We start from the raw sequence: 19,097 nt of genomic DNA, 5'->3' as shown, positions 1-19,097 counted from the left end.
CGGGGCCAATGGTCCCATAGGCCCGCGGCTGTACCGAGCAGCACGAGCCCCCAGGCCACCCAGCGCATCAGGCGTTCCATCGCGGGCTCTGGGACACGAGGACGGCAGGGCACTGGCTCCCGCTGGGGTCCGATCGTGCTCCTGTTGGGCAGATCGCCCAAACGCGCTCTGGTCACCTCATCCTCCTGCCGCACACCTGCCGGTGCGATGATGCAAGCCTGCGTCACCCGTTCGCCACGATCGCCGGCCCCCGTTCGGAGAGGTGACGGCCCCGGATGACCTGGGGCCGCCCTGCCGCCGATGGTGACGTCGTTCCGGACCAACCGTCGAACATTCACTTCCGGACCCTGCGATCGTCATGGGGGCGTCGGATTCCTGAGTGAATGGCCACCCGGTAGACCAGATAGCAGCCCAGGATGAGCACGACGGAAATAAGCTCCTGGTCCATCATGACAGTTCCCTCCATGGCTCAACGAAGTGACCATGCGGCTTGATAGAGGACACGCAGGAGGGTCAGGCTGCGCCATCCCTTCGGGGTCCGCCACGTGATCGACTGGTCTTCGCCAAGGCCGACCAGCGCCGCACCTTCCGGTGACAGCACCGAGACCCGGTCCGGCTCACCATCGTCCTCGTCGGGGTAGACCAGCGTGGCGCTCCGGACGTCCCAGGTGACGTCATCACGGAACTCCAGCCGCGAGTGCATCGTAGCGACCGACGGCGGAATGTCATCGGGTGTCAGGATCGTCGCCCGGATCAGCTCGTTCGCCAGCATCGCCGCTGCGGGGCGGTCCTGCTCGAAGCTCAAACCGAACGACGCGAGAAACGCGAGACGATCGTAATCGCCCACCGAGATCGTCACAGGTGGAAAACTCTCTTGCTTGATCATGATGTCCTCCACGGGCCTCAAGCGCAGGTGATGCCGCCAGGGGTGCGGGTGACCAGCGGACCGTCGTCCAGGAACCGAAGGCCGATGCCCTCCACGAACACCTCGTGGGGTTCGCCACCATCGTCCTGAAACGACATGCGATCACCGACCCGCAGACCCAGAAGGGCGGTCCCAAGCGGTGTTGCAACGGAGATTTCGGCGCCAGGCCAGATCAGGTCGTCGGGATGAACGAGCAGATGCGCCCGCGACCGCAGTTCGTCGTCAATGCGATAGATCACGCGGCAGTTCGTGGAGACGACATCCTCCGGCAGTGCCGCCGGGTGGCAAATCTCTGCCCGACGCAGTTCGGTGAGCAGAAAGTCAGGCGTCCGGCGGCTGTGCTTCTGCCGGATCATCGCCGTGAACAGCAAGCGATTGTAGTCGTTGGTCGCGAGGATGATCGAGGGAAGATCGTGCTGCGCGTTCATGGAAAACCTCCTCGAGCCAGATGTCCTCCCAAGGGCGAACGCCCTCCGGCAGGGGGACTGGCAGCCATAAGAGACCGACATGGGCCGGGTGGCACATGCAGCGGCTCAATGATAATGAGACGGAGAGTTCATGACCCCGGAGCGCCGGCGACCTGAGTGGTCACGCCGGATCCCGGGGTTACCTGCCTGCTTTGAGGCAGCCCGCGTGCGCCAGAAAACGAAGATTTTTCACGAGCTTAATCATGACACCTACAAGATAGCCCCGTTGCCTGCGAATGCAAGCCTGCGGACGGTACAAGCGCTGTGCGAAGGGAGTAGGGGCCGGCGAAGACGGCGGCGGGCTCCAGCTGTTCCGCATCGACGCAGCCTCCCCCAAGGTGTTGCACTCCAAAGCGGAAGCCGCCATTAAGACGCCCCAACGGCATCCCGCCAGATTTGCAACAATATACAGGAGCGAGATTAATTGCAAGCAGCCTCCATGCTGGACCAGGCCCTGACACGCCTTGACGACGCAGCCCGGCACCTCGACCTCGACGCGGACGTTCTCGAAAAGTTGAAGTACCCGCGTGAGACCACGAAGGTCCGCCTGATGATCCGCATGGACGACGGCTCCCGCAAATCCTTCATGGCCTGGCGTTGCCGCTATGACGACACCCGCGGCCCGACCAAGGGCGGCATCCGCTTCCACCCGGACTCGACCATGGAGGAAGTGGAGACGCTTGCCTTCTGGATGACCTTCAAGTGCGCGGTGATGAACCTGCCCTATGGCGGCGGCAAGGGCGCCGTGCAGGTCGATCCCCATACCCTGTCCAAGGCCGAACTGGAGCGCCTTTCGCGTGCCTATGTGCAGGCCTTCTCCAAGATCGTCGGGCCCGACCGGGACATCCCGGCGCCTGACGTCTACACCAACTCGATGATCATGGGCTGGATGGCCGATGAGTACGCCTCCATCGTCGGCCAGGCGACGCCGGCGGTGATCACCGGCAAGCCCATCGCGCTTGGCGGCTCGCTCGGGCGTGATGACGCGACGGCCCGCGGCGGCTACTATCTCGTCCAGCGCCTCGCCCGGCAGCTTGGACTGGAGCCGGGGTCACGGGTGGCGATCCAGGGCTTCGGCAATGCCGGCCAGCACATCGCACGGCTGCTGGCAGACGACGGATACAGCATCGTGGCGGTCTCGGACTCGAAGGGGGCGATCCATTGCCCGTCGGGTCTCGACATCGGCAATCTGCTCGCAGCCAAGGGGCAGGGATCCGTCACGAACCTTGCCGGGACTGACGGCATCTCCGCTCTTCCCGCCGACGATCTCGTTGCGGTCGATTGCGAGCTGCTCGTTCCGGCGGCCCTGGAGGACATGATCCACGAGGGGAACGCCGCCGGCGTCAAGGCTCGCGTCGTTCTCGAACTCGCCAACGGCCCGATCACGCCCGAGGCCGACGCAATCCTGGCCGCCAAGAACGTCGTCGTTCTGCCGGATATCCTGGCGAACGCGGGCGGTGTCACGGTCTCGTACTTCGAGTGGGTGCAGAACCGGCAGGGCTACTACTGGCCGGTCGAGGACGTGCATGCCCGGCTGAAGTCGATGATGGAGCGGGAAGGGGATGCCATCTGGGCCCGCGCCCGGGACAAGGGCATCACCCTGCGCAGCGCCGCCTACGTGCATGCGCTCTCGCGGCTTGCGGGCGCCATCGAGGCGCACGGCACGCAGCAGTTCTTCACGAGCTGACATCCGGACCGACACCATCATGAAACCAACACCCCGGTTGCGGGGTGCGGGTGGGTCGCGGCGTCAGAACGATGCCGTGGTCAGCCTTCCACGCGCCCTGTCGAAGCTCGGGTTCTGCTCCCGCACACAAGCCGAGGCCATGATTGCCGAGGGACGTGTGTGCGTCGACGGCCGGGTTGTCGGTAGCCCGACGGCCCGTGTCGATCCCGCGCGGGCCCGCATCTCTGTCGATGGCCAGCCGGTCGTGGCCGAGAGCAAGGTCTACCTGATGCTCAACAAGCCGCGTGGCGTGGTTACCACCCGCGACGATCCGCAGGAGCGGGCGACGGTCTATGGCTGCCTCGAAGGGCTCGTTCTGCCGTTCGTTGTCCCCGTAGGTCGGCTCGACAAGGCAAGCGAAGGCCTACTCCTACTGACCAATGACACACGCTGGGCCCAGCGTGTGCTGGATCCAGCATCGAACGTCGAGAAGGTCTACCACGTCCAGATCGACCGCCTGCCGAATGAGGCCATGCTCGAGCGGCTTGAAGCCGGCATGACTCTCGACGGCGAACGCCTGGTCGCGAGGTCAGCCCGTATCATCCGCACCGGTAGCCGCACCGCGTGGCTTGAGGTCGTTCTCAACGAAGGCAGAAACCGTCAGATCCGGCGTCTGCTCGGCGCCGTTGGGGCGGAGGTGCTCCGCCTCGTGCGCATCGATGTGGGCGGCGTGCGGCTGGGCGATCTCCCAAGGGGCGCCGTCCGGCACCTCACACCCGCCGAGAAGGCAATGCTCGACATTCCGGTCCCGACCGCCTCGCGCCAGCCCGGCCATTTTGGAGCTCGGTAAGGAATGCCGCGATCAATCGCCCTTCGCATCGTGCGTGCTCTTCCCAAGTTACATGGTGGGCCAATATCCCGGACCAGGAAGGGCCGGAACGGTGTTGTGGATGGCACGATGGTGAGACTGTTGTTCCCCGTCATGGTGTTGGGAGCCTTGCTGATGAGCACACTCTCGGGTCTTGGTTCGACCGGGTCCCCTTCGCCGCTCAACCACCAGCTCATAGCGGCCGCGGAGCGGGGCGATTCAGACGGCGTCAGGCGCGCCATGGGTGAAGGGGCGAGCATGGACGCCCGTGACAGCCGCCAGCGCACGGCCCTCATGGCAGCGGTCCAGAACAACCACGTTGCAACCGCGAGAGCCCTGATTGAGGCAGGCGCCGATGTGAACGCGAAGGACGAGATCAACGACTCCCCGTACCTGCTCGCCGGCGCCAGGGGCTACCTTGAGATCCTCCGCCTGACCCTCGCCCATGGCGCCGATCTCAGGAGCACGAACCGCTATGGCGGCACGGCGCTCATTCCCGCTGCCGAGCGCGGGCACGTGGAGACGGTGCGCACCCTGATTGAAGCTGGTGTGGATATCGACCACGTGAACAAGCTGGGCTGGACCGCGTTGCTGGAGGCGATCATCCTCGGGGAAGGCGGGCCGAAGCATGCTGAAATTATTCGCCTGCTGCTCGATGCGGGAGCGAACGCCAACCTCGCCGACCACGACGGGGTCACGCCGCTGCAGCATGCACGCCGAGGTGGCTACCATGAGATCGAACAACTCCTGACCGCGGCTGGCGCACGCTGAACCAAGAGACGAGGAGAAACGACATGTCCCCAGCCGAGCGCTTCCTCTGTGAAGCCATTGATCTGGCGCGCGAGAACGTGCGCAAGGGCGGCCGTCCCTTTGGGGCCGTCCTCGTCAAGGACGACATCGTGATCGCCACGGGCGTCAACGAGATTCACACGACGCAGGACCCGACCACCCATGCCGAACTCCAGGCGATCCGCGCCGCAAGCCGGGCGCTCGGCAGCCCGCGCCTCGATGGCTGTGTGATCTACGCCAGCGGTCATCCCTGTCCGATGTGCCTGTCGGCCATGCATCTCACGGGCATTCGCGAAGTGACCTACGCCTACTCCAATGATGACGGCGAGCCGTACGGCCTGTCGACGGCGGCCATTTATGCCGAATTGGCAAAACCGCTGGACCGGCAATCGCTCAGGATTGCCTATGTGCCCCTCCGTCCGGAGGAGGACGATCTCTACGAGATGTGGCGGGACACTGCTCAGACGGCACACGACGGCTCCGGCAGTCCCGCGTAGATAATCCCATCCGCCGTCAACCGGGCCGCTGGTGTCATCGATGCGGGCTCAATCTTGCCGGGGCCGAGGATGTGGAACACCGCATGGCCGGAGGCGAGCAGGTAATCGGCGATGATCCGGCGGTGGCAGCGCCACCACACCGCTTCGGCGCACATGATCGCCGCGACGCTCCGGTCGCCGAGGTCGGACAGGCGGTCGAGCCCGCCCCGGAACCGGTCCGTCAGGGCATAGTCGGCATAGTTCCGGAAACTCGTGTTCTGCCAGAATCCGTTGGGGGACGGCTCGGCTTGGCGCTGCCTGCCACGCAGCCCACCGAGTTCGGCGATGTGCTCGTATCCGATCTGGTACGCCGCCAGGCTGTCGGGCAGGGCATCGCGGTTGAACTGCGGGTTCGTCCGGGAGCGCGGCACCGTTCGGACATCCACCACAAGATGGACGTTCGCCTCGCGGAGGAGATCGACGAAGTCCGGAATGGTGCGGGTGGAATGCCCGATGGTGTAGAACGGATTCGCCATGCCGGTCAGTGGGGGCTCGGGGGTGCGGTTGCCTCCGCCAACTTGTTCTTCAGGCCTCTGATCTCCTCGAACCGGCTGGTCACGTCCCGCATGACCGCGGCGAGGCCCTGCATCTGTCCCTGCTCGTCCTTGAGCGGCACGATGGTGAACTCCAGCGAGATGCGTTGGCCGTCCTTGCGGAGACCCGGCACCGACAGCAGATCGCCTTCGCCGTAATGGCTCGCGCCCGTCGCCATGACCCGGCGGAAGCCTTCCCAGTGGCGCGGGCGCAGGCGCTCCGGGATGATGAGGTCGAGCGACTGCCCCAAGGCCTCGTCGGCGGGATGGCCGAAGATCCGCTCGGCCCCGGGGTTCCACACGCGGATGATCCCATCATGGTCTGTTGCTACTACGGCGTCAGCGGAAGCGGAAAGGATGGCTTCGGCAACAAGTCGGGTCAGGTCCATCTCCGCCTCCCTTCAAATTTCTCCCGCATGGAGCGTTCGGATCAGGTTCACCGGTCCGAGACGGCGACGCGGTGGCGATAGACCATCTCCCACCCACGCCAGCCGGTGTAGAGCAGCAGGAGAACGACAACGAGCGAGATCATGAGGCCTGTCGGCAGTACGGCGGCGTCTCCAGCCTCGTAGCGACGGTACCAATTCCACAGCGAGAGAAGCACAACAACAACGTTGCCGAGCATGTGATGCCAGGCCGCCGACAGATCGCGGATGCGCCGGTCGCCCAGGAATTCGGTCAGGCCGGCAACGGCTGCGAGGGCCGCCATGACGAGCGCGGCGCCCAGGAGATACAGCGACGCCGTGCTCCAGGCGCTGTTGCCCGTGTTCCAGAAGAGCAGGTCACACACGAGGGTGGCCACGAGAAAAGCAACCGGGAACGGGATCAGCATCGGGTGCAGCGGATGTCCGGCGATCTGTGCGGTGCTCTGGGGATTGCGGTCTCGTACAGGGTTCTCAGCTCGCATGGCATTCTCCTCGTTCAGCAGGAAGCTCCGCAGTGATTTTGCCCCTCATCCTCCAAAGGGCCTCGACCCCTTGATGGCTTTGGGCCGACAACGACCGGCGCGACGTCCGACGCCCGTGATCTTTCTGCCCTCGGCACGGTCATCCTTCAGGGGGCTCGGACAAGCCGAGCCGTTCCAACACGGTCTGCGTGATCCGGGCGCAGCGGGCGCCGGCGCATGGAAAGACGTCACTCACGGCGGAGGACAGGGTCCGGTCGAGGGACTGCCGCAGGAGACGCCGGGCTCGGTGAAGCCTCGTCTTGACGGTCTCCGGGCGCAGGGCCAGTTGGGCGGCGGTCTCCTCAATGCTCATCTCCTCGATGTCCCGGAGGACAAAGACGATGCGGAAGGACTCGGGCAGTTCGTCCACGGCGCGTTCGAGCAGGCGCCGCACCTCAGCCCGAGCGGCGGCGGCTTCCGGGTCGCTGTCCTGGCGGGCCGACGGCAGGTAGATCACGCGGTCCTCTCCTTGGTCGTTGATGGCATCAATGTCCTTCAATCCAACGGTGATGCGCCGACGTCGGAGTCGTCCGAGGGCCTCATTGAGCGCAATGCGTGTGAGCCAGGTCGAGAGCTGAGCCTCGCCGCGGAAGCCGTCGAGATGGGTGAAGGCGCGAACATAGGTCTCCTGCACCACGTCCTCCGCCTCGGCATCGTCATTGAGGACGCCGCGGGCAACCCGGAAGAGCCGACGGTTGTGCCTCTGCATGATGAGCCGGACCGCAGCCCCGTCCCGGCTTCGGGCCAACGCCACCAGCGCCCCATCATCAAGCCCGTCCAACCGTGTTGCTGCGACCGTTGCCGTCTGCATGGCCAAGCTCCTGTTGCTGCCTATTAGATGGGACATCCGGACAAAGGTTCCCGGACCGAGGATGGGAAGGGCACCTCGTTTCAGCGCCGCCGGCGCCCGGAAGGTGGGAGTGGCCGAAGCATCTGCGTCTGGGCGACCGCCTCCGGACCGGTGGACTGGAATGTGGAGCCTGATCCATTCTCCAGACTGACATGGAGATGACGGTGCATGAGGGGGAACGCCACGCCCATCGCCAAACCCCAGAGCAATTGAGCCAACAGCAGCCCAGCGGCGGGATAGCCGTGCAGGGTGGGCTGGTGCGGAAGCCATTGCAGCAGCGGGACGGGCCCGAGCATCCACAGGACGAAACCGAACGCCATCCCAAAGAGCCAGCCGCCCCGCATGTCGTTGGCCGCCCGCTGGAACAGCCAGCCGTGCAGGATCCCGCCGAGAAGCATCAGTCCGGCATAGACGAGACCGGTAGCCACCGCGGACGTGCCGATAGCTCGGGCAGGTGCATCCAGGGACTGAAAGCCGGCTAGGATCGACAGGGCCGGGATGGCTGCCGACACGCCTGCGATGGCCCCTGCGAGAAGCGGCCGTTGGGTTGGACCGGCTTCGAGGCCGTGCGCCTGCAGCATCCTAAGCATGGAGCCTCCTCATCTTTTGTGGTGCGACCTTTGACGCTTCGTCCAGCACTGCCTCGATGGGTGGCGCCTCACTGAGGTCAGCCCCGAAGAGGCGCACGAGATGCTGGTAGGCGAGGCCGACCACCCGCAGGTCGCGATTGAGGTCGAACAGGCCGACCGGATTGACATTGCCGAGCGGCTCCCGCAGGGCGATGTCCCAGTCGACCTGATCCGTGAGCGAGTACCAGGTGAAGCCAACCACCGGCACGCCGGCCTGACGGATCAGCTGCACATTGTGCCACTGCCGCCAGAGCCAGCGTGGCCCGTCGCGGGCATCCATGCGGTTAGTCTCGGTGTGCATCATCGGCCGCCGGTAACGTTCATAGTACTGGCCAGCGACGGCGTACCACCCGAACAGCTCACCCAGCGCTTGGGCATGGCCGGTGCTGTCGATGAGCTTTTCGTTCCACTCGTAGTAGTCGACACCGAGGATAGCCCGCCGGCGCACGTCCTGCTGCATGAACCAGGCATACTCCTCCACCGGCATGCCGTGCTGGAGAAGATATGCTCGCGTGTCGTCTTGAACTGGGCGGGCGTAGAGCAGGTCTAGCGGCAGGAAGCGCCGCTCGTTCTCGAAGGCGGCGATGCGGCGGATCTCGGGATCAGGGCAACAGGGCTGGTAGAACTCGCCGCTCTCGCTGTTGACGAACACGGCATCCGGGCGCTCGCCCGCAATTGCCTGCATCATCAGCACGTTGGCTTTGGCGAGGTGGCGCACAGCCGTGACGAAGGCGCGCTCGTCCCGGCATTGCTCGTTCCAGAGACCTTCGAGGGCACTGAGCTTGGCGCACACATACATCTCGTTCACGGGCGTGTAGAACTGCACCCACGGATAGCGCTGTGCGAACGCTCGGGCATAGTCGGCGAGCGCTTGCGGCACCTCCGGGTTCTGGAAGTTCTGCAGCCAGTCGGGCAGGCCGAAATGGCACAGGTCCATGATCGGCACGATGCCGAGCCGCTGCATCTCGGCGGCGACCTCGTCCAGGAAGGCCCAATCGTATTGGCTGGGACCCCGATGGATCAGATGCAGGGGAGGGCCGTAACGCAGGTAGCGTAGGCCGAGATCCCGCACGAGCTGAAGATCGGTACGCCAGTGGCGGTAATGGCCGCAGGCCGCCATCTGGTCCATGCGCCAGCGGCCGCCCTCAAGGGTGGGATAGCTGCACTCGATGCCGGTCGCAAACATGAACCTGTGTTCGGCCGGATCGGGAGCCAAATTGGAGGATGGATGTGATCTGACAGGCTGGCGGGTCAGGCGTGGGGGACGGTTCGCCGGCAAGCCGACAGGCCGGGTGTAAAGCAGGCCCAGCACGGTGCCCCAGATCAGATGGCCCACAGCGATGGAGAGCGGCTCGTGCACCCCGCCGCCTAAGCCAAATAGGCCCGACGAGGACATTTCGCCGCTTTGGACCAGCGGGTGCATCAGGTCGAACTGCGGATGCATGATGAAGATCGCCAGCGGCATGGGCACGAAGGCGAACACCAGACCCTGCACGGCTGGACGCAGCGGCAGAACGGACCAGAAGAAGTAGGCGTAGAAGACAGCCCAGATCGCGCCGACGAGAAGGTGAACCGTCATCCCGGCCAGCCAGGCTTCCCATACCGGCGCATGGGGGAGGACCAAAGTCCCGAGCGTCATGACAAGGTCAAAGAACGGCACGCCGGCCCAAATCAGCAGCCGGGCAACGATCTCCCAAGCGATGGCTCCCGCCATGCCGGCGAGAACCGCCTTCATGTAGGCAACCGAGCGGATCATGGCGCCCTCATCTACGTCCGGCAGGGCCCCGGTGGCTGATTATTGGATGGACGGGAGCCCGTAAGGTTCCCGCCGTTGTCGAGGCCGGCCCCTATGCAGGCCGGACGATGCCGTGGCGCATGATTTCGGCGACGGACGGGAAGGCCCGGAGGGCTATCTCGGGGATAGGCTCCCCGCCGGCCGCTTGCCCCGACGGGTCGGCAGCGGGAGACCTGTCCGGTTGACCGACGATGATCCGGCCAACCATGCCGGCATGCTCGTGCGGAACACAGAAGAAATCGTAGACGCCTTCATCCTTGAGCGTGACCGAGAAGCTCTCGTTCGGCAGCAGGTAGTCCGAGTTCCAGGGCTCGGCACCCTCAGGGATACGCAACGGGCGCTCGAAGTTCTTCGGATGGTAGGCGGTCGCGGTATGGGAATTCCCCGGGTCCAGGTTGATCCAGCGGATCGTCTGACCCGGCTCGATGCGAAGGCCAATCGGGTTAAACCAGACCTGCGAGCCGTCCGCATTGCCCTGCATCCGGATCTCGACTGCCTCAGCGGCGAGCGGGAGCCGGAGCCATGCGAGACCGGCGAGGAGGCCCCCGCCGATCCGCAGGACCTGTCTGCGCGAGATCGTCACTTCGCGGCCACCCGCGTCTCGTCGGCCTTGGGAACGTGCCAGAGCACGACGTGGGCATGGGGCTTCTCGACCCCGGGATGGCCGGCGTTGAAGTAGACGTCGACATGATCGACCTTCCCGCCGGGTGCGGCGAGATCGTCGAAGCGCTTGTCCTTGTTCGAGAGATCCTCGATGGGCAGCATATAGACCGTGCTCACAAGTCGCCCGTCCCGGTCATAGGCGAGAAAAGGGCCGGCGGGCAGGGTCTTGGGATCAACATAGAGCTGACCAAGTCCCGGCAGAAAGTCGGGTATCTTCACGAGCTCGCTGACTTTCTTGTAGGCACCTGTCGGCGGAGCCTTCTCGACCTGATCGGCGGCTATGGCCGGCATGGCAAGTGCAGCGGTAAGAGCGACGGCGGCAAAGCGGGCAAGCATGAGATCCTCCACGGGTCGGCTGATGATGCGGGTTACGCAACTCATTGGATGGAAGGCAGGCCAAAAGGTTCCCGCCGTGGGTATCGAGCAGCTGGGCAGGGTGTCTTTGCACGGCGCTCAGAAGACATAGGAGACGGGCGGTACGATCGAGAGATGATCCTCCACGGCCTTCACGCCAGCCTGGTTCTCCGCGGCAAGGCGGATGGCGTGTCGCTCCTCGTCCGATTGAACAATGCCGAACAGATGAACGACACCATTCTCGACGACAATGTTTTTCGACAGGAGGTATGCCCAGGGCTGGTCTTCGAGTTCCTCGTTCAGCCGCTCCCGGATAAGGCGGTCCGCAACGTTCATCGGCTTCGATAGGTCGGTGGTCGCCAGGACCTGAAGCAGGTTGCTTCTGGTCACGATGCCGACGAGCCTCCCGTGCCGCAGCACCGGAACACGCTTGATCCGATGTTGCTCCAACGCGCGGGCTGTGTCGGCAACCGATGTGGTCTCCAGCACTGTGACCACGTCTTTTGTCATGACGTCACTGGCTTTTCGTGCGTGTGATTTGGCGTAGTGCTGAGCCAGAACCTTGGGGCCGTTGAGGAAAGTCTGCCACCAGGATTGGCGCTGCTCACCGACCAATCGGGCATGCCCGATCAGATCGCCTTCGCTGACGATGCCGAGAGGCCGCTCCTCGTCATCGATCACCGGAACACCGCTGATGTGATGGTCGCAGAGCAACTTCGCGATCTCGTGGATTGACGTCTCGGGCCTGACTGTGATGACGGCAGTCGTCATGACATCCGCGGCGGTGAGCATCGCTGCCTCCTCTGAGTATGCGCTGACGAGAGGCTTGTGTAGGGATGCCGGTCATCGGCGCCATTGGTGACAGAAGAAGGGTATGCTCGCCCCGAGTATGTAACAAACGAATAGATTTGCAGGTTCAAATCACTTTCATTGCACTTGAACTGCTTCTCAATGCATCAGGCCGTGCAGAATAAAGCTCCGGAGGGCAACGGCGTCGTTGTGCGTCTCATCGCGGGCGGAGAACACAAGCGTGATCCTGCCCTTGCGGGCACGGAGCCGCAACTCGCTCAACACATCCTCGTGTTCACGCAACTCGGCAGCATAGCGCCGGCAGAATTCCTGCCAACGTTCAGGATCATGCCCAAACCAGCGGCGTAACTGGGCGCTGGGCGCGATGTCCTTCATCCAATCGTCGAGAGCAAGGGTCTCTTTGGAGATCGCACGCGGCCAGAGTCGATCGACCAGAATGCGGGCACCGTCATCGGGCGACGGCGGCTCATAAGCCCGCTTCAGTTGCACGTTGTTTCCCGGAACCCTTACGCTCATCGGAATGCTCCAAATCCCGATCATCGTACAAGGAAGCGATCATGAGGCTGGCGTGGGCAAAGGCTCCGCCAGCCCGCATCTCGGCAGCCACCCAGACCGCTTCCATCAGTTCCTGCGCCGTAGCGCCTGCCCGCTGAGCGGCTTTGGTATGTCCTTGGATGCAATAGGGGCATTGGGTGACATGAGCGACGGCGACGGCAATCAATTGCTTCGTCTTGGCATCGAGAGCGCCATCACCGAATACCTGGCGACTGAACGCATCGAATGCCGCCTGGGTGTCAGGCGCGAGCTACCGGCGCTTGTGCGCCAGCTCGGGCGATGGTTCCGGATATAGCTGTCCAGCCATGTCGGCCTCCTTCCAGACCTCAGTGCCTTGCCATAAGACACGCGGCCAATGAGCCTTAGCACCGTAGGGGTCCGGCACTTGGTCACCGCTCTGCCTCGGTTCACCCGGCAGCCATCCCAAGCGGTTGAGTCTCCTTTGACCGTTCCTTGCCGCAGATGGAAGCATCGCGGTTGGAGTGCTGCTTGCGGCTCTGACCAACCCAAGTCTCAATATCCGACGCGTTGATCAGCTGGAACAGGTAGAAACCGTTGAAGTGGACGCTTATCTCAGCCGACTGATGATCGAAACTCGATGAGCCGCTGGGATAGTCTCCTACGCGCCCAGCGAAGCTCCATGGCGGCCCTGTGACGAAGGCAGGCACAGGCCGCACTTCTGGAACCGCGCAAATGAGCTCCGTGCGGTCGGTGTGGCGGAACAAGTTATAATAGCACATATCCTGGTCATTCCTGTGGCTAAGTTCGGCCTAGAGGGCGACGACGCACCAGGCGACCACGGCCAGCGAGCTGGCGAGAAGGCTGATGGCCAGCCATCGCTCACCGGTGTGGTTGTCGGAGACGGCCATGGTTTGAGCGGACCTGGCATGCTGCATCATCACCTCCATCGTGCTGCGGGCTGCCCGGATCCGCCACCGTCCCGGAGGAGGCGGTCCGGCCGGGGAGCGCAACAATCCTCCCCCTGGCTTGAGAGCCCGGCAAACGAAATTCTTTGGTCTGTTCAAGCAAAATAATTGGAGTTCGAGCCGGTACCCTGTCGGCGATGGCGCGCAGGCGCCTGGCGGAGCAGGATGCAGAATGCTTGCCGATATCCAGCAATGAAATTCATTTGCCAGGGTTCCACCGTTGGCCAACCCTTGTCAGGGGTCTGGAGAGCGATGATATGCCTGAACGAGCTCACGGGCGGGAACTGGATGCCGCAGCCCATGACGGGCACCCGACCTTCTGGCGCCGGTGGTTCTACTCCACGAACCATAAGGACATCGGCTCCCTCTACCTGATGTTCGGCTTCACAGCCGGCATCATCGGTGGCCTGCTCTCCATCGGCATGCGCCTGGAGCTGCAGGAACCCGGCCTTCAGTACTTCTCGAATCCGCAGGCCTACAACGTCTTCGTGACCGGCCACGGCCTGATCATGGTGTTCTTCGTGATCATGCCAACCCTCATCGGCGGCTTCGGCAACTGGTTCGTGCCGCTGATGATCGGCGCGCCCGACATGGCCTTCCCGCGGATGAACAACATCTCGTTCTGGCTCATCGTCGCGGCGTTCGCCCTGATGATCCTGTCCCTGTTCTCCGAGGGGGCCCCTGGCTCGCTTGGCTTCGGCGGCGGCTGGACCGCCTATCCGCCGCTCTCGACCATCGGCCATCCCGGCCCGGCCTTTGATTTCGGCATCCTGGCCCTGCACTTGGCCGGCGCCTCCTCGATCCTGGGCGCGATCAACTTCATCACCACGATCCTCAACATGCGGGCTCCGGGTATGACGCTGCACAAGATGCCGCTGTTCGCCTGGGCCATGCTGGTGACGGCCTTCCTGCTCCTGATCACCCTTCCCGTGCTCGCGGGTGCGATCACCATGCTGCTCACCGACCGTAACTTCGGCACCACCTTCTTCGAGCCGTCGGGCGGTGGTGATCCGGTCCTGTACCAGCACCTGTTCTGGTTCTTCGGCCACCCCGAAGTATACATCATGGTCCTGCCGGCCTTCGGCATCATCAGCCACATCGTCTCGACGTTCTCGAAGAAGCCGATCTTCGGTTATCTCGGCATGGCCTACGCCATGGCGGCCATCGGGGTCGTTGGGAGTGTAGTCTGGGCGCACCACATGTACACGGTTGGCCTCTCACTGCAGACCCAGGCCTATTTCGTGTTCGCCACGATGGTGATCGCGGTGCCGACAGGCGTGAAGGTGTTCTCCTGGATCGCCACCATGTGGGGCGGCTCGATCCGCTTCACGGCCGCCATGTATTGGGCCATCGGCTTCATCTTCGTGTTCACGGTCGGCGGCGTCACGGGCGTGGTGCTGGCGAACGCTCCCGTCGACCGCTACATGCACGACACCTACTACGTGGTGGCCCACTTCCACTACGTGCTGTCATTGGGTGCCGTGTTCGGCATCTTTGCCGGCATCTACTACTGGTTCCCGAAGATCACCGGCTATGTGTATTCGGAGCAGATCGGCAAGCTGCACTTCTGGATCGCCTTCATCGGTGCCAATGTGCTGTTCTTCCCGCAGCATTTCCTCGGCCTGTCGGGCATGCCGCGCCGCTACGCCGACTATCCGGATGCCTTCGCCGGCTGGAACCTCGTGTCGTCGATCGGTGCCTACATCTTCTTCATAGGCCTGTTCGTGTTCCTGTACGGCTTGATCGACGCCTTCCGGCGCAAGGAACGGGCGGCGGATAACCCCTGGGGCGAGGGTGCGACGACGCTGGAATGGACGCTGTCCTCCCCGCCGCCGTTCCATCAGTTCAACACGCTGCCGCGGATCGTTGACACCCATCATTGAGCAGGCACGGAGCCGCCCATGCAGCCCAATGAGATGCGGCGATCCGCATTCATCCCGTGGTGGCACGGACTTCCGGAAAGGGGCTGGAGCTTGCCGCTTCTGGTTCCGCCTGTACCTGTGAGGATTGGCTCGGCACTTCATCGGCGCGGGCGACCTCACGCAGCCCCTGCAACGCGGTCTCCAGATCCTCGTTCTCAGCATCCTCCGGGTACACGGCATAGGCCGGGTGCGGGAACTCCGGGGCATGCGGCACCAGGTGAAGGCGACCGCTTGCGAGATACGGCTGGGCCACGCGTTTGCGGAAATAGCCGGTCCCACCGACCTGCACGATGTAGTCCAACCCGAGCGGACCCAGGCCGATCGACAAGCCAGGGTTGGAGAATTGCGGGAAGTTCAGGCCATGATGGGCCGCGAATTCCGCGCCCCAATCGACGTACACGTAGTCCGGATCCGACACACCGGAGGTTGACGGATCCGTGGTGACCAGGACGAGCGTCTCCTCCGTGAGCATCTCGACCTGCAGCCCTGGCCATTGTCTCGGTGAATATACCACGGCCAGGTCGAGCACCCCGTCGGCGACCTGGCGCAACAGGCCGTCCGAGAGGCCGACCTGGGTCTGGAGAGCGATGTCGGGAGCGCTGTGCTTCATCCACACCATCCAGTTCAGAAGAAGCGGGTTCCAGAGGGTCAGCTCGCCTCCCATGGCGAGGACCGCCCGGCGCCCGGCCGGAACCGCGACCTGGTGACGGGCCCGTTCCCAGACCTGCACCAGGGTCGGCGCGAACCGCAGAAACTGCTCCCCGGCTGCCGTCAGAGCCACGCCCGTCTTGTTACGAACGAAGACCGGGCGCCGGAGCTGGTCCTCCAGGGAGCGGACCCGGGCGCTGACGGTGGTTTGCGTCACGTTCAGCCGCTCCGCGGCGCGGACGAAGCTTCCAGCCTCGATAATGGCCAGGAAGGTGCGGGCGAGTTCGATGTCCATGGTGGCATCCTTTACGGGCCTGGAGACGCACGGGATTGGTAAGGGGGCAATTGCCGCAGGCACCAGCCGTTGTAACGGCTGGGACGTCCGGAGAAACTCCGGTGGCTTGGAGGGGCCCCGAGCTCGGCTGCGGCTGCGGCCGAATGAGCCCGGGGCTAAGTGCCCGCGATCAGGTTACCTGCGCGATGCAAGCCGCGTCTGAAGGTCGGCAAGCTCAACATGATGTGGCGAGGATATGCCCACTGGCAGGGAAGTCAAACTCCGGCACTGAGGCTCTCCCGGCGTTCGGCCTTTTGTAACCGGGACATCGTGCCGATGTGCCTGCGGGCCGCCGCGAGCAATATTTCCCTTGAGAGGTCGGCTCTTCCGGCCACAGGCTCCCCCGGGCGCTTCCAGACCAGGAGATGAGCGGATGCAAATTCTCGCAGCGACCGATTTCTCGACCCGATCATACCGGGCGTTGCGGCGAGCCGGCTTGCTGGCAAGGGCTTGCGGCGCCGAGCTCTCCCTCGTCCATGTCGTCGACGACGACCAGCCGCCGGATCTGGTCGCGATCGAGACGCGCGAGGCCGAACGCATTCTCGCCGAGCAGATCGCTGCAATGGCCGAGCTTCAGAGCCTCCGATCCCGTCCGATGGTGATTGTCGGCGATCCCTTCGACGGGATCCTGCGAACGGCGACGGCGGTTCAGGCAGACCTGATCGTCAGGGGGCGCACCGCAAACAGCTTCTGCAGGATGTCCTCATCGGGACGACAATCGAGCGCGTGATCCGAAACGGACCTCACCCGGCTCTGATGGTCAACGACGAGGTGGAGAGGCCCTACCAAACGGCCCTGGCGGCCGTCGACCTGTCGGAGCCGTCCGCAAACGCCATCAAGACCAGCATGACTCTGGGATTACTCGGGACCCTCAGGCTCACGCTGGTCCATGCGTTCTTCCCACTGGCAAAGGGAAAACTGACCTATGCTGGGGTCAGCCAGGACAACATCGATGAGTACGTTGCGGGCGAACGGCTCCGAGCGACCTAGGATCTGATCACGTTTCTGGACGCGAATGGCCTTGGCGATTACGGGCAGTCGAAACACATCGAGGAAGGCGCTCCGTTCGAGGTGATTTCCAGCACAGTGAAGCAGTTGGGCCCCGATCTCCTTGTGATTGGGACGCATGGGCGATCCGGTATCGCCAAAATGTTCCTAGGGAGCGTGGCCGAAGAAGTGTTGCGATCGCTCGACGTCGATATCCTCACCGTCCTGCCCACCCGGTGATGAACGGGGCAGGGACGAGAAGGGGAGAGCAAGAACGGAACCGCCACAGTCGCGACCTGGCAGGGAACCTGACCATAGCGTCAGCTGGTCGAAAATGGGCCAAATGATCGTCAAGAAATCAAGGACGCGCTAGAAAGATCAGGCGCATTAACGACATTAAAGGGTGCGATAGACAAGAAAACATCGATCAGAACGACAGTTGAGCGATAGTTACCAGTTGCTGTGATAGCACCTACTCAGGCATATTTTTATGTTCGGTGGCCGAGATATGGCACAAACTTCTATTAATATAGATGACCGCGTATAGAAGGTATTGACTGATAGTTTTTTATATTTATATTGAAACTGTCATGATTACGTTGCGTCATATTTCTCTCCTCTACGGAGGCTGCCTCTTCGCAGGCCACTGATCCCGAGCTCGGCCGGGCGCCTTGCGCCGCCGTCGTTCGGGTCATGACAGACGTTACCAACATTCACATTCAACCCGCCTGATCACGGGCGAGCGCCGCCGTTTGCTCCCATTCGGCCCGCTCTCAGGCCCTGATCGGCGTTGCATAGGAGGAACTTATGCACGAGCACATGCAGTTGCCGCAGATCACCATCGCAACGGACGACTATAACCGCCTCATCTCGGCGACCGCCCTGAAGCGCCGCCACCGCGGACCGCACCACGACTTCCTGATGTCGGAGTTGCGGCGGGCTTCGCTCTGCCATCCCGACGCTTTGCCTGACGACGTGGTCTCGACCAACGCGAAGATCACGTACCGGATCAACGGCCGCGGGACGCCGATGTCACACGTTCTGGTCTATCCAGAGGACCTGCTCTGGCCGGGCGCCGAACTGTCTGTCTTGACGCCCTTGGGCACAGCCCTCCTCGGTCTGCGCGTGGGCGACCGCATGCCGTTCCGGACGGGCCCGAACGGGCCCGTGCACGAGGTCGTGGTAGAGGATGTTCAGTTCAGGCTTCTGCCTGATGAAGAGGAGCCTACCCGAACGACAGCCGACCAATCAGGCGATGAGCACGACAACTCGCGGGACGACTTGGAGCGCCGGCTTGACGATGCCCTGATGGAGACGTTTCCGGCCAGCGACCCGGTCTCGGTCATCATCTGCCGGCGGTCCTGACACGAAGAACCAACACAATCGACGCGTTCTTGCGGCTGGACGCAGTGACCTCTTGGAGGAGACAATGGAACAGGTAAACCGACCTCCCATCGCCATCTCTGCGATCGATTACGACCGGCTGTCATGGATCGCGAACGCAGGCGTTCAAAGCCAACGCTACAAGGCTGCCGGGATGCTGACGGACGAACTCGGGCGCGCTGAAATCGTGCCCCCGAGGCCATCCGGCCGGACGTCGTCACCATGCATTCGGACGTCGAATACCAGGACGACGTGACCGGCCAGATCCGCCGCATGACCCTGGTGTATCCGGATGAGGAGGATCTGGATGCGGACCGGGTTTCGGTCCTGACCTACATCGGTGCGGCGCTCATCGGCCTGCGGGAGGGACAGTCGATCGAGTGGCAGGGTCCAATGGGCGGATGGCGTGGGCTGACCGTGCGGCGGGTGCACTTCCAGCCCGAGCGCATGGCCGGCCTGAGCGCCTGAGATCCGCAACAACCACCGAAGCACGCTGAAAACAGGAACGGAG

At 63.5% G+C, this 19,097-nt stretch carries 26 protein-coding genes and 1 pseudogene; 11 read left to right on the top strand and 16 right to left on the bottom strand.

The features are described from left to right. Positions 1-469: 469 nt before the first annotated feature. Complete coding sequence (locus GR328_RS03450; RefSeq protein ID WP_246215660.1) at positions 470-886, bottom strand: GreA/GreB family elongation factor; 417 nt, start codon at positions 884-886, stop codon at positions 470-472. 17 nt (positions 887-903) lie between these two features. After that, positions 904-1,353 (bottom strand): GreA/GreB family elongation factor, encoded by a 450-nt coding sequence (locus GR328_RS03445; protein ID WP_160883133.1) that lies wholly within the window; start codon positions 1,351-1,353, stop codon positions 904-906. A gap of 478 nt (positions 1,354-1,831) precedes the next feature. Here GR328_RS03445 and GR328_RS03440 point away from each other — a divergent pair, with 478 nt between their 5' ends. The 4 genes from GR328_RS03440 to GR328_RS03425 all read left to right on the top strand — a co-directional run bounded on the left by GR328_RS03440 (position 1,832) and on the right by GR328_RS03425 (position 5,212). Beyond that, positions 1,832-3,079 (top strand): Glu/Leu/Phe/Val family dehydrogenase, encoded by a 1,248-nt coding sequence (locus tag GR328_RS03440; protein WP_425487009.1) that lies wholly within the window; start codon positions 1,832-1,834, stop codon positions 3,077-3,079. A gap of 19 nt (positions 3,080-3,098) precedes the next feature. Further along, positions 3,099-3,908, top strand: a complete 810-nt coding sequence (locus GR328_RS03435) for a pseudouridine synthase (protein ID WP_160883131.1) — start codon at positions 3,099-3,101, stop codon at positions 3,906-3,908. A gap of 108 nt (positions 3,909-4,016) precedes the next feature. Continuing rightward, entirely contained in the window at positions 4,017-4,697 is a 681-nt protein-coding gene (locus GR328_RS03430; protein ID WP_205789717.1) for an ankyrin repeat domain-containing protein, read from the top strand. 23 nt (positions 4,698-4,720) lie between these two features. Further along, positions 4,721-5,212, top strand: a complete 492-nt coding sequence (locus GR328_RS03425; protein WP_160883130.1) for a nucleoside deaminase — start codon at positions 4,721-4,723, stop codon at positions 5,210-5,212. On the opposite strand, the gene GR328_RS03420 is transcribed toward GR328_RS03425, so the two are convergent. The 13 genes and pseudogenes from GR328_RS03420 to GR328_RS27925 all read right to left on the bottom strand — a co-directional run bounded on the left by GR328_RS03420 (position 5,176) and on the right by GR328_RS27925 (position 13,282). After that, positions 5,176-5,727 carry a DUF488 domain-containing protein gene (locus GR328_RS03420; RefSeq protein ID WP_160883129.1) on the bottom strand — a complete coding sequence of 184 codons (552 nt, stop codon included), beginning with the start codon at positions 5,725-5,727 and terminating at the stop codon, positions 5,176-5,178. The two genes, GR328_RS03425 and GR328_RS03420, sit on opposite strands and share 37 nt — an antisense overlap. Before the next feature lie 5 nt (positions 5,728-5,732). Further along, the gene (locus GR328_RS03415; RefSeq protein WP_160883128.1) at positions 5,733-6,173 is read right to left on the bottom strand and encodes a PAS domain-containing protein; all 441 of its coding nucleotides are present in this window, start codon (positions 6,171-6,173) and stop codon (positions 5,733-5,735) included. Positions 6,174-6,220: 47 nt separating this feature from the next. Continuing rightward, entirely contained in the window at positions 6,221-6,691 is a 471-nt protein-coding gene (locus tag GR328_RS03410; protein WP_160883127.1) for a DUF2231 domain-containing protein, read from the bottom strand. 139 nt (positions 6,692-6,830) lie between these two features. Then, on the bottom strand, positions 6,831-7,541 hold the full coding sequence (locus GR328_RS03405) for an RNA polymerase sigma factor (protein WP_160883126.1): 711 nt from the start codon (positions 7,539-7,541) through the stop codon (positions 6,831-6,833). An 80-nt stretch (positions 7,542-7,621) separates the two neighbouring features. Then, positions 7,622-8,170: a hypothetical protein gene (locus GR328_RS03400; RefSeq protein WP_160883125.1), complete on the bottom strand. Its 549-nt coding sequence runs from the start codon at positions 8,168-8,170 to the stop codon at positions 7,622-7,624. Continuing rightward, positions 8,163-9,965, bottom strand: a complete 1,803-nt coding sequence (locus GR328_RS03395) for a family 1 glycosylhydrolase (RefSeq protein WP_246215659.1) — start codon at positions 9,963-9,965, stop codon at positions 8,163-8,165. Before GR328_RS03395 ends, GR328_RS03400 begins: the two co-directional genes overlap by 8 nt. A gap of 91 nt (positions 9,966-10,056) precedes the next feature. Further along, complete coding sequence (locus GR328_RS03390; RefSeq protein ID WP_160883124.1) at positions 10,057-10,587, bottom strand: plastocyanin/azurin family copper-binding protein; 531 nt, start codon at positions 10,585-10,587, stop codon at positions 10,057-10,059. Continuing rightward, positions 10,584-11,003 (bottom strand): DUF5602 domain-containing protein, encoded by a 420-nt coding sequence (locus GR328_RS03385; protein ID WP_160883123.1) that lies wholly within the window; start codon positions 11,001-11,003, stop codon positions 10,584-10,586. The genes GR328_RS03390 and GR328_RS03385 overlap by 4 nt, the downstream gene beginning before the upstream one ends. Before the next feature lie 117 nt (positions 11,004-11,120). Continuing rightward, positions 11,121-11,813 (bottom strand): CBS domain-containing protein, encoded by a 693-nt coding sequence (locus GR328_RS03380; protein ID WP_160883122.1) that lies wholly within the window; start codon positions 11,811-11,813, stop codon positions 11,121-11,123. Positions 11,814-11,969: 156 nt separating this feature from the next. After that, entirely contained in the window at positions 11,970-12,371 is a 402-nt protein-coding gene (locus tag GR328_RS03375; RefSeq protein WP_246215658.1) for a DUF488 domain-containing protein, read from the bottom strand. Further along, positions 12,298-12,570, bottom strand: a pseudogene (locus tag GR328_RS03370) (carboxymuconolactone decarboxylase family protein); the annotation flags it as partial. The pseudogene GR328_RS03370 and the gene GR328_RS03375, both read right to left, overlap by 74 nt. A gap of 223 nt (positions 12,571-12,793) precedes the next feature. Beyond that, positions 12,794-13,126 carry a hypothetical protein gene (locus GR328_RS26800; RefSeq protein WP_205789716.1) on the bottom strand — a complete coding sequence of 111 codons (333 nt, stop codon included), beginning with the start codon at positions 13,124-13,126 and terminating at the stop codon, positions 12,794-12,796. A gap of 30 nt (positions 13,127-13,156) precedes the next feature. Continuing rightward, on the bottom strand, positions 13,157-13,282 hold the full coding sequence (locus GR328_RS27925) for a hypothetical protein (RefSeq protein ID WP_281351899.1): 126 nt from the start codon (positions 13,280-13,282) through the stop codon (positions 13,157-13,159). A 287-nt stretch (positions 13,283-13,569) separates the two neighbouring features. Between GR328_RS27925 and ctaD the strand changes: the two genes are divergently transcribed. Then, positions 13,570-15,195 carry a cytochrome c oxidase subunit I gene (gene ctaD / locus GR328_RS03360; RefSeq protein ID WP_160883121.1) on the top strand — a complete coding sequence of 542 codons (1,626 nt, stop codon included), beginning with the start codon at positions 13,570-13,572 and terminating at the stop codon, positions 15,193-15,195. A gap of 49 nt (positions 15,196-15,244) precedes the next feature. Here ctaD and GR328_RS03355 read toward each other — a convergent pair whose 3' ends face one another. Continuing rightward, complete coding sequence (locus tag GR328_RS03355; protein ID WP_246215657.1) at positions 15,245-16,177, bottom strand: LysR family transcriptional regulator; 933 nt, start codon at positions 16,175-16,177, stop codon at positions 15,245-15,247. Positions 16,178-16,589: 412 nt separating this feature from the next. Here GR328_RS03355 and GR328_RS27125 point away from each other — a divergent pair, with 412 nt between their 5' ends. The 6 genes from GR328_RS27125 (at position 16,590) to GR328_RS28165 (ending at position 19,054) form a co-directional block, all read left to right on the top strand. Further along, entirely contained in the window at positions 16,590-16,946 is a 357-nt protein-coding gene (locus GR328_RS27125) for a universal stress protein (protein ID WP_246215656.1), read from the top strand. Beyond that, positions 16,943-17,206, top strand: a complete 264-nt coding sequence (locus tag GR328_RS27120; protein WP_246215655.1) for a hypothetical protein — start codon at positions 16,943-16,945, stop codon at positions 17,204-17,206. Before GR328_RS27125 ends, GR328_RS27120 begins: the two co-directional genes overlap by 4 nt. 81 nt (positions 17,207-17,287) lie before the next feature. Continuing rightward, positions 17,288-17,443, top strand: a complete 156-nt coding sequence (locus GR328_RS27115) for a universal stress protein (RefSeq protein WP_343039269.1) — start codon at positions 17,288-17,290, stop codon at positions 17,441-17,443. Positions 17,444-18,010: 567 nt separating this feature from the next. After that, positions 18,011-18,568, top strand: a complete 558-nt coding sequence (locus tag GR328_RS03345) for a GreA/GreB family elongation factor (protein ID WP_160883120.1) — start codon at positions 18,011-18,013, stop codon at positions 18,566-18,568. A 64-nt stretch (positions 18,569-18,632) separates the two neighbouring features. Beyond that, positions 18,633-18,842, top strand: coding sequence for a hypothetical protein (locus GR328_RS28170; RefSeq protein WP_343039268.1), 210 nt, complete (start codon positions 18,633-18,635; stop codon positions 18,840-18,842). Further along, positions 18,809-19,054 (top strand): GreA/GreB family elongation factor, encoded by a 246-nt coding sequence (locus GR328_RS28165; RefSeq protein WP_343039267.1) that lies wholly within the window; start codon positions 18,809-18,811, stop codon positions 19,052-19,054. The genes GR328_RS28170 and GR328_RS28165 overlap by 34 nt, the downstream gene beginning before the upstream one ends. Positions 19,055-19,097 lie beyond the last annotated feature (43 nt).

The organism is Microvirga makkahensis (genome assembly GCF_009830105.1).
Taxonomy (GTDB): Bacteria; Pseudomonadota; Alphaproteobacteria; order Rhizobiales; family Beijerinckiaceae; genus Microvirga; species Microvirga makkahensis.
The sequence above is the reverse complement of the archived record's forward strand: the minus strand, read 5'-3'. Positions and strand labels throughout refer to the sequence as shown.